This window comes from Rhodococcus sp. H29-C3 (genome assembly GCF_030063405.1).
In the GTDB taxonomy this organism is placed as follows: Bacteria; Actinomycetota; Actinomycetes; order Mycobacteriales; family Mycobacteriaceae; genus Rhodococcoides.
On the sequence record NZ_JASITC010000014.1, the window covers coordinates 89,994 to 96,847 of the forward strand.

Below are 6,854 nucleotides of genomic sequence, written 5' to 3' on the forward strand. Positions count from 1 at the left end.
GCGTTCAGGAAGCAGGAGTCGCGACACCCGTCCGAACCCACTCGGATGCGACTCGGGCGATAACCGGTGAATCCTTGATCCACTCGAAGTGATCTCGGTGGGTGACCGGGGAGTCATCGTCGATGTGCCACCGGGCTACTTCTGCCGCCCTCATCTTCGATTCCAGGAAATCTACGTTCGACTTGGGACCGAGACGGTCGTCGGCGAGCGAGATGGCCAGGACTCGGGTCGTCATTTCAGCGAGCAAGCGGTCGTAGTTGCGGGACGTTCCGGCGGGTCGGTAGTGACTGGTCAGGGAGTGCCGCGACCAATCGACCATGACGCGCCCGGCCATGGTCCCCGGAATCAGGACGCCCCCCGGCCAGTGCCCCTTGACTCGTGCGACCACGCCGATCCACTGGATGTCGCGCAGCGCCTCGAACCACCGCCGGATGCCGAACGCGCGCCAGTAGACCGTTCCGGTGCCGATCACTGTGACACTGTCTACCACTCCCGGTTCGGCCGCCGCGTAGAGCAACGACAGCTGACCGCCGAGACTATGTCCGAAAAGGTGCAGTTCACTGTCCGGGAATCGTTCTCGCACGGCCGCCGTCACGGCCGGAAGGTCGATTTCGAGCATCTCGCGGTAGCCGAAATTCGGCTGATCGAGCAGCGCGGGTGTGCTCTCGCCCTGTCCGCGCAGATCTACCAGGGCGACCGACATCCCCTGTGCGTTCAACCCCTTCGCGAGATGCAGGTAGTGCTTAGCCTTCATGACCATGGCCGGGAGTATGAGAACTAATGGAGCCGACGGGTCTGCCGCCGGCACCAATCGAACCGTGAACGTGATCCCGCCTGCGACCTCCACGGGCAGAGATTCGAGCAATGAGTATTCGGAGGGCCGCCGGGCAGACGTTTTTTTCTCGGCGGCCTGATGGTCGCTCGATGTTCCTGAGGTGGTGGACATCTGCTATACCTGCCCATCGGAGACGACGACATTGCACACGTAGTCGAAGGTGAATTTCGCGACGGGGGCGTCGTCGTCGTTGACCATCACCGCTTTGCCGGTGAGTTCGAAGCGTGCATCCGTTTCAGCGGCGAGGATGGCTCGCATCTCCCGCTCGTCGACGGTTGCAATCGCACGGATTCGTCCCGAGGCGGGCTTCCGATACGTCGAGCTCGCCGAGCGCACTACGAGGCTTTCCACGATGTACAGCTTCATGGCGGCGGCACCGACGAACGCTGCGGCCCCGGCGATGTCGGCGGCGGTGAACAACGCTCCCGCGTGGACGGTGTTCATGTGATTCACCACGTGTGGTTCTTGCGGAATCTCGACGACGGCGCGATCGGGTCCGATCTCGATGACGGTGGTTCCGACGTGCTTACCGAACGGCACAACGGAGTTCGATACCGATCGAAGGCGCTCGTAATCAGGTGCCTCGTAGTTGATGGCGCCGAACGCGGCAGCGAACTGTCCGACTCGGCGGCCGGTGGTGGACAGGGACATGAAGTGCTCCGTTCTGTGGTGTGAAAGTCAGCGGAAGGGGCGTAGTACGCGGCGGGCTATGGACCACCGAAGAACTTCCGACGGGCCCTCGTAAATGCGAAATGCGCGGGCTTCGACGAGGAATCGGGCGACGAGGTGGTCTTCGCACACACCGAGCCCGCCGTGCAGCTGGACCGAGCGATCGAGGATTCGCCACACTGCTTCGGATACGAAAGTCTTTGCGATAGAGGCACTGTGGCGGGCGTTGGAGGAATCGGCACCCTCGGTATCGATGATCTCCGCAGCTCGTCTGATCAGACCGCGCGAGGCTTCGATATCGATTTCGCTGTCGGCGACATGGGCTTGCGCCATACCGTGGTCGGCAATCGGGACGCCGAACGACGAGCGGCCGACGATATGCCGGGCGGCCATTTCGTGAGCCCGCACGGCCAGGCCGAGCCAGTTCATGCAGAAAACCAACCGGGACGGTGCGAGCCGGACTCCGGCATACAGCATGCCTTTTCCTTCTTCGCCGAGCACGGCATCGGCGGGGACCTCGCAGTCGGTGAACTGCATCTCGCAGTGCCCGCCGGGAATGCTGTGGTCGAGCGTAGGCATGCGTCGTCCGACCTGTAGGCCCGGGTTGTCCTGGTCGACCAGGAACATGGTCGGACCGTTCGGCGTGACGGCCATGACGATGGTGAAGGCCGCGCCCGCGGCTCCCGTCGTGAAGTGCTTGGCACCGTCGATCACCCAGCCCGAGTCGGAGCGGCGTGCCGTGGTCCGCAGCATCGACGGGTCGGAGCCGGTCCCGGGAGCCGGTTCGGTCATCGCAATGGACGAGCGCACGTCGCCGGACGCCAGGGGAGCCAGGTAGCGCGCATGCTGTTCTGGGGTGCCAGCGTGCTTGAGCAAGTGGATATTGCCGTCGTCGGGCGCCGAAGCATTGACCGACAACGGCCCCAGTAGGCTCGCGCCCGAAGCCTCGAGCACGCGGGCCTGGGCGCGCGTTGACAGCTGTAGGCCGCCGTACTCGGTGTCCGACAGGGGACCGAAGACTCCGGCGTCCTTGGCCTTACGTTGCAATCGAAGACGCATCTCGTCGTCGACTACGAGGCCCTCGACGATGACCTCTCGCTCGACGGGCTGGACGTGTTCCCGCAGGAAGGCCGAGGTCTTGGCTACCAGTAGGTCGACTGTCTCGGGGGTATCGGATCTCTCGATGCGGTCGATGTCTCGTTCGACGGTTGTCATGGCGTCAAGTCTCGTGCGGCGGGTCGTTCTCGCGTGCTCGCGATAGGCGACGCCGATCGCACGACATCGATGGGGCCCACGGCGTGCGGTGGCCGCGGTGTTCGCCGAGCCTGGGGTGTGCGAGACGACCCCGATCGAAGGAGTGAAGAGTGTTGGAAGCCGGTATGTTCACAGTGGTCGTCGTCGGACGTTCGGATGTGGCCGCGGACGTGATCGCACTCGAACTCGCGTTACCCGACGACGGTGACCTGCCCGCGTGGGACGCAGGCGCGCACGTGGACATCGGTGTGGGCGGCGATGACGTCCGGCAGTACTCCCTGTGCGGCTCGGCAACGGAGAGGTCCCGGTGGCGTATCGGGGTGCTGCGCGAGTCGCACGGTCGCGGTGGGTCGGCTTACCTGCACGACCGTGCACACATCGGATGCACCCTCGAGGTTTCGCTGCCGCGCAACAATTTTCCTCTCGTCGACGCGTCGAAATTCGTGTTCGTAGCGGGTGGGATCGGAATTACCCCGATACTCCCGATGATCGCCGCCGCCGAGTGCGCCGGTGCGGAGTGGCAGCTCTACTACGGGGGGCGCACCCGCGCCTCCATGGCATTCGTCGACGAACTTGCCGCGTATGGAGACAAAGTTGCGATCCTCCCGCAGGACGAAGCAGGGCTGTTGCCGCTCGCCGACATCGCACGGACCGCCGGTACCCGAACCGGCGTCTATTGCTGCGGACCGGAGCCGTTGCTCGCGGCGGCAGAGCAACACGAAATCGGTGCCCTGCACGTGGAGCGATTCGCACCGCGCCCGATTGCCGTCGACGGGCCGGACTCTGCGTTCGACGTGCGAATCCTCAGCACAGGCAGGGCAATCCGAGTTGCCCCCGACCAGACGCTCGTCGACGCCCTCGAACGAGCGGGCGTCTCGGTGGTCACCTCGTGCCGAGAAGGAACGTGCTCGAGCTGCGAGACGAAGGTGTCGAGCGGCATCCCGATTCACCGCGATTCGGTCCTTACCGACGACGAGCGTGAGCGAGGCGAAACGATGATGGTGTGCGTTTCACGTGCCGCTGCGTTGCCCGTTCTCGTATTGGATCTCTAGGTGAATTCACCCCTGAGATAGCGGGCCTTGGCGGCGGCTCGCATCAACTTGCCGCTGCTCGTCTTCTGCAATCGCGCGTCCGTCAGTACAAAATCACCCACCGAGAGGGCACTGTCACGTTAATTGAAACCTAGCAGCGAAGCCTGTTTGGGACAGGCCGCTACGGGGCAACGCCGGGCCGTTCACTTTCAGACGACCGCGTCGGTCGCGGTGATCTCCTGCCAGACTGATCTGCCGCGGGGATTTCGGACACTGGAGATGGTTAAATTCAGGCCGCGTTGACGTGCTGCCGGTAACTGTAATGGACATCGTTCGGAGCGCGGTAGTCGAGGGCTGAATGCCTCCGTCGTGGATTGTAGAAACCTTCGATGTAGCGGATGACATCATGTCGCGCTTGGGATTTCGTGGCGTAGACGGTGCGGTAGACGCATTCGTTCTTGAGGGCCGCGAAGAAACTTTCGGCCATACTGTTGTCCCAGCATTGACCGGTTCGCCCCATCGAGGACCTCATCATCAAACCGGTCACCAGAGCCCGGTAGATATGAGAGGTGTAGACGCTGCCCCGATCGGAGTGAAAAATCGCTCCCGGCTCGATCAGACAGGTCGCAGCAGCATTGTTGAGTGCGGCCGCGACGAGCTCGGTGCGCATGTGATCGGCGATCGACCAGCCCCACGACTTTCCGGGAGAAGCAGTCGATCACCGTCGCCAAGTACACGAACCCCTGCCACGTATGAATGTAAGTGGGGGTACCGCCCTGCACGAAGTGCTTGGGGGAATGTCGCCGACAAACTTGACCCCTGGCCGATCGGCAGTGAAATCCCGCTTGATCAGGTCCGGCACCGCGTCGTCGTCACCGGATTCGGTGGTCCTACGAAACGGACGAGGCTGACACGGAACGAGTTCGTGTTCGCGCATGATCGATCGGACCAACTCCGGGGAACATTCGACGCCGACGGCGCGTAGGTCGGCATGGATGCGCCGATACCCGTAGGTACCGTGCGCCGCGTCGAAAAACACTCGAACCTGCTCTGCCAGAGCATCTCTGCGCTTCGATGTTGCCGACTGCGGCCGGCTGCGCCAGTGATAGAAGCCCGAGGTCGACACCGGGGGCCAGCGGCAACGATCGACGACAGGTACGTTCGCGGAGTCGCCGGGGACATAGGAATCGATGAACTCGTACTTCGCCACTACCGTGGCTCCCGCGCGAAGTACGAGGCCTTAAATTCAACCTGTCAACGCAACAAGCTCCCCGGCAAGGCACTCTGCGGGTGACCTGAATCCAAGGCACTTTCGTGGACGGTTGTTCAGTTTGGCTGCAATAGAATCGAGGTCTTGCTGAGTCAAATCTCCTAAGTATGTTCCCTTCGGAAGATATTGGCGCAAGAGCTTATTGGTGTTCTCGTTCGTTCCTCGCTGCCAGGGACTGCGCGGTGCAGCGAAGAACATCTCGATGCCTGTCGCTGCGGTAAGCAGCTTGTGGCCGGCAAGTTCCATCCCTCGGTCCCAGGTCAAACTCCGGCACATCACCGGATTCATTCGTGCATACTCCCTGACCAGCGCAGGAACAACTGATGTCGTGTGCCGGGTTGGTGTCTGCACAATGGTCAGATAGCGGTACTTGCGATCGACCAGGGTCGCTACCTGACTGTTTCTCGAACCAATGACCAAGTCGCCTTCCAAGTGGCCGCTGACGCTGCGGTCTTGCGCATCGGCGGGCCGGTCCTCGATGGGTCGTGCATCGACGATTTGGGAGCGCCACTGACCTTTGACGCTGTGCCGCTTGTTCTTTCGGATCGGTCGACGGGTTCGAAGTTTCTTGCACAGCTTCTGCGGAATGACGCCCCAGCGTGTGGTGTAGATCGAGCGATAGATCGTCTCGTGACTGATCGCCAGCTCAGTTTCATTCGCATGGCGCAGTCTCAGATGCCCGACGATCTGCTCTGGTGACCACTCGTCGTCGGGCATCGACACGACCTTGTCGCGCAGTACCGGATTCCGTTTCAGCAAGCACAGTTTGGGTCGCTTCGCCTGCGCCCCAGCACGGTCCTGCGCAGCGGCGGCACGATAGCTGCCACGCCCGCCATTTCTGTTGATTTCACGGCTCACCGTCGAGGGTGCACGGTCGAGTGCAGAGGCGATCGATCGAACTGTGTCACCTGTGACGATTGCCCGTGAGATAGCCTCACGCTCAACAAGAGTCAATGAACCAGTCCGCACTGTGGACTCCGCCGGCGCGATACCGCCGTGATACTTCAGTACCGTGAAGACAGATCCCGGCGGCTTGCGTAGTCCGCGGGATATGACGCTGATCGATTCGCCGGATCGCCACCGCCTCCACAACTCCACCTTCTCCTTATCCGACATTCCCGGCCGGCCGATCTTCGACACCCACACCCTCCTTCGACTGCACTGTTGCGCTGACCCTTTGATTCTAAGGCTGCTTTTTTCAAAAACGCTGCCTCGGAACGAAGTTCACGAACTTCTCGTTTGAGTTGGTTCAGGCGTGCTCGTTCGGTCAGAGTGAGTTCACTGTCCACACTGCCGCCGTGGGTGTCGCGATACTTCGCCAGCCACCGACGCAGGCTGTCGTCACCGACCCCGTACACCTTGGCGACTTCACTGATCGGCTTGGACAACTCGATCACCTCACGGCACAGTTCATCCTTGAACTCGGCCGAGAACGATCGCCGTGATCTGCTCATGCTCGTCTGACTCATTTCAGTAGATCCCTATTCTAAGCGGGTCCACTGTCCGAAATCCCTGGGCCGATCAGACCGTGAAACGGTCGGCCATCTCAGCACGCCATTCGGGTGCGGTCAGTCGGTGGCGGCAGGGCCGGAAATGCGGTGAGATACCAGAGAACGCGGACAGGAATCGTTGTGCGTGCCCGACCGAGGTGAACCGTTTCATCGCATATTCTCGCTGTCGGGTGGGTTGATGCGAGTTCTCGGCCCGGTTGTTCAAGTACTTGGATCGGCGATGCTCGACCGAGGCCAGCAGTTCGCGGTGCGCGACCTGGTAGCTGCCAAGCTTGTCGGTGACG

At 62.0% G+C, this 6,854-nt stretch carries 6 protein-coding genes and 2 pseudogenes; 1 reads left to right on the top strand and 7 read right to left on the bottom strand.

What is annotated here, in order from left to right:
- Nucleotides 1-4 precede the first annotated feature (4 nt).
- The 3 genes from QMK32_RS21550 to QMK32_RS21560 are packed head-to-tail and all read right to left on the bottom strand — an operon-like array spanning nt 5 to nt 2,719.
- Complete coding sequence (locus QMK32_RS21550; protein ID WP_283477381.1) at nt 5-946, bottom strand: alpha/beta hydrolase family protein; 942 nt, start codon at nt 944-946, stop codon at nt 5-7.
- Between the two features lie 3 nt (nt 947-949).
- Entirely contained in the window at nt 950-1,486 is a 537-nt protein-coding gene (locus tag QMK32_RS21555; RefSeq protein ID WP_283477382.1) for a PaaI family thioesterase, read from the bottom strand.
- A 27-nt stretch (nt 1,487-1,513) separates the two neighbouring features.
- On the bottom strand, nt 1,514-2,719 hold the full coding sequence (locus tag QMK32_RS21560; protein WP_283477384.1) for an acyl-CoA dehydrogenase family protein: 1,206 nt from the start codon (nt 2,717-2,719) through the stop codon (nt 1,514-1,516).
- Between the two features lie 149 nt (nt 2,720-2,868).
- Here QMK32_RS21560 and QMK32_RS21565 point away from each other — a divergent pair, with 149 nt between their 5' ends.
- Complete coding sequence (locus tag QMK32_RS21565; RefSeq protein ID WP_283477386.1) at nt 2,869-3,810, top strand: PDR/VanB family oxidoreductase; 942 nt, start codon at nt 2,869-2,871, stop codon at nt 3,808-3,810.
- Between the two features lie 268 nt (nt 3,811-4,078).
- On the opposite strand, the pseudogene QMK32_RS21570 reads toward QMK32_RS21565, so the two are convergent.
- The 4 genes and pseudogenes from QMK32_RS21570 to QMK32_RS21585 form a co-directional block, all read right to left on the bottom strand.
- Nucleotides 4,079-5,029 (bottom strand): annotated as a pseudogene (locus tag QMK32_RS21570) (IS3 family transposase); the annotation flags it as partial.
- A gap of 6 nt (nt 5,030-5,035) precedes the next feature.
- A complete protein-coding gene (locus QMK32_RS21575) occupies nt 5,036-6,199 on the bottom strand; it encodes an IS30 family transposase (protein ID WP_283477388.1) in 1,164 nt (387 codons plus the stop codon).
- A gap of 50 nt (nt 6,200-6,249) precedes the next feature.
- Nucleotides 6,250-6,513, bottom strand: a pseudogene (locus QMK32_RS21580) (transposase); the annotation flags it as partial.
- A gap of 67 nt (nt 6,514-6,580) precedes the next feature.
- On the bottom strand, nt 6,581-6,854 hold a 274-nt coding region (locus QMK32_RS21585), incomplete at its 5' end, for a DDE-type integrase/transposase/recombinase (protein WP_283477389.1).